The organism is Bradyrhizobium sp. CCBAU 11386, from assembly GCF_028128955.1.
Taxonomy (GTDB): domain Bacteria; phylum Pseudomonadota; class Alphaproteobacteria; order Rhizobiales; family Xanthobacteraceae; genus Bradyrhizobium.
The window spans coordinates 37,592-39,982 of record NZ_LBKA01000014.1 but is presented as its reverse complement, the minus strand read 5'-3'; the positions used below and the strand labels follow the sequence as shown (position 1 = coordinate 39,982).

Sequence of the window (2,391 nt, the reverse complement as noted above, 5' to 3'; positions counted from 1 at the left end):
GGACCTATTTGAAGCTGGATTGAACGAAGCCGCGTCTTGTGAGCGCGGACCTATGGGGGCTCGATCTAGGTGCCGGTAGGCGCGATTGACCCGATGTCGGGCCCGCGAGCGAGTGTGGCCGCAGATTGTCGCTGATGTTGGCAGCTAAGGATGCCGCCGTCGATAGCGTCGAACGGCGCGTCAAGCCCAGGCGGCTGACTATCGCCCGTTCGGCGGGCGTTGTGAGCGTGCTTGATCGTTCCGACGGAGAACGTCGGCAGGGCAGCGCGTGCAGTGGGAGCGGACAAGTCGAGGTCGTCGGTCATGATGTATCGCAGCGAGGTGCTGCGCGTCGCTGCGCCGGCGCACGCGGCACAAGTCCAATCTCGACCATGCGGCCTCCGCAGATGGGGCACAAGTCGAGGCGGTGACCAAGGAGGATGGCGCAGCGCTCACGATAGTTGACAGCTTCGGCAGGCGGAGGTGGCTGCGGCGCGTCAAGCGCCGCTCGGATGCGCGCGAGTTTGGCGGCGCGGCAGGCGTTCGCCAGGAAACCAAAGTGACGGATGCGGCGGAACCCCTTCGGCAATATGTGGAGCAGAAAGCGACGAAGGAACTCCTCAGTGTCGAGTGTCATCACTTTGGATTTGTTGCCAGCGCGATAATCCTTCCACCGGAAGCGGACGTGGCCCTGGTCACAGGTAAGGAGCCGGCCGTTGGCGATCGCAACGCGATGGGTGTAGCGCCCAAGATAGGCCAGAACCTGTTCTGGTCCGCCGAAGGGACGCTTGGCGTAGACGACCCACTCGACCTTGCGGAGGGCGTTTAGATGGCTGGCGAATGCCGCTGGCTCGACGAGGTGCGCGAGATGGCCGAAGAATTGGAGCTTGGTGCCAACGAACGCCGCCTGCAGGCGCTCCAGGAATAGCCGACGATACAATCGTGACAGGACGCGAACGGGAAGGAAGAACCCGGGGCGACAATGAACCCAGCTTCCATCAGGGGCGATCCCGCCGCCTGGCACGAGGCAATGGGCATGCGGATGATGCGTCAGGGTCTGGCCCCAGGTATGGAGAATGGCGATCATCCCGGTCTCGGCACCGAGATGCTTCGGGTCGGCGCTGATGAGACGGATCGTCTCGGCTGCTGCCTTGAGCAGGATGTCGTAGATCACCGCCTTGTTCTGCAGCGCGATGGCGGCCACCGGCGCCGGCACGGTGAAGACGACATGGAAATAGGGGACCGGCAGCAGGTCGACCTGGCGCTCGGCGAGCCATTGGGCGCGCGCGAGCGCTTGGCACTTTGGACAGTGCCGATCGCGACAGCTGTTATAGGCGACGCGGACCAGGCCGCAGTCGTCGCACCGCTCGACGTGGCCGCCGAGCGTCGCTGTGCGACACGCCTCGATGGCCGCCATCGCACGGCGCTGATCGGAGGACAGCCGAGGACCCTGCGCGGCACGGAACGCGCCGCCGTGGCGGCGAAGGATGTCCGCCACCTCGAGCACGGGGCGCATATGCGCAGCTCAGTCGGGTGGGATCACCCTGACGGAGAGTCCATCGAATGGGCTGGTCGTGCGGGCGAGCAGATTGGTCGCGACCTGAGCGTAGCGCGCGGTCGATCCCAGCTCGGCATGTCCGAGCAGAACTTGAATGATGCGAATGTCGATCCCGCTTTCCAGGAGATGGGTCGCAAACGAGTGCCGGAGCGTATGGACAGTAATCGGCTTGGCAAGCCGAGCGCGGCGGCGGGCGGCGCGGCAGGCCGCCTGGACGCAGCGGACGCTGACATGTTCACTGGGGTCTTGGCCTGGAAATAGCCACAGCCCCGGTCGGGCTCGTATCCAGTATGTACGCAGAATCTCCAGCAGTCGCGGAGAAAGCATCGCGTAACGATCCCTGCCGCCCTTGCCGTTCTCGATGTGGATCAACATTCGTTTGCTGTCGATCGAGCTCACCTTCAGGCGGACGACTTCACTAGCCCGTAAGCCAGCCGCATAAGCCGTCGCCAGCACGACGCGATTGCGCACCCCTGTAATCGCGTCCAGGAAGCGCTCGATCTCTTCGGCACTAAGCACGAGCGGGAGCTTGTCGGGCTTCTGGCCACCGATGATCCGCTCGAATGCCTCCGTCTGCCCGAGTGTGACACCGTAGAAGAACCGCAGCGCGCAGGCCACCTGATTGATGTGGGACCACGAACGCTTTTGACCGATGAGATGCAGTTGGTAGGCGCGGACCTGCTCGAAACTCAACCGGTCCGGGGCGTAGCCGAAATGTCGGCTAAACTTTGCGATCGCATAGATGTAGGATTGTTGAGTCGACGGCGACAGATTGCGGACCGTCATGTCCTCGATCATGCGCTGCCGAAGAGGGCTCATCGTAGCCATCATGGGTCTCCTGTCTTGAGAGGGGT

2 protein-coding genes are annotated in these 2,391 nt (G+C 63.5%); both read right to left on the bottom strand.

The window, feature by feature from the left end; all coding sequences use genetic code 11:
- Positions 1 to 301 precede the first annotated feature (301 nt).
- Positions 302 to 1,495, bottom strand: coding sequence for an IS91 family transposase (locus tag XI09_RS03870; protein WP_271565727.1), 1,194 nt, complete (start codon positions 1,493 to 1,495; stop codon positions 302 to 304).
- Positions 1,496 to 1,504: 9 nt separating this feature from the next.
- Complete coding sequence (locus XI09_RS03865; RefSeq protein ID WP_271565812.1) at positions 1,505 to 2,365, bottom strand: tyrosine-type recombinase/integrase; 861 nt, start codon at positions 2,363 to 2,365, stop codon at positions 1,505 to 1,507.
- Positions 2,366 to 2,391 lie beyond the last annotated feature (26 nt).

Bases quoted from the DNA above. Each gene is read 5' to 3' on its own strand.
- XI09_RS03870 (WP_271565727.1), bottom strand. From the start codon at position 1,495: ATGCGCCCCGTGCTCGAGGTGGCGGACATCCTTCGCCGCCACGGCGGC.
- XI09_RS03865 (WP_271565812.1), bottom strand. From the start codon at position 2,365: ATGGCTACGATGAGCCCTCTTCGGCAGCGCATGATCGAGGACATGACG.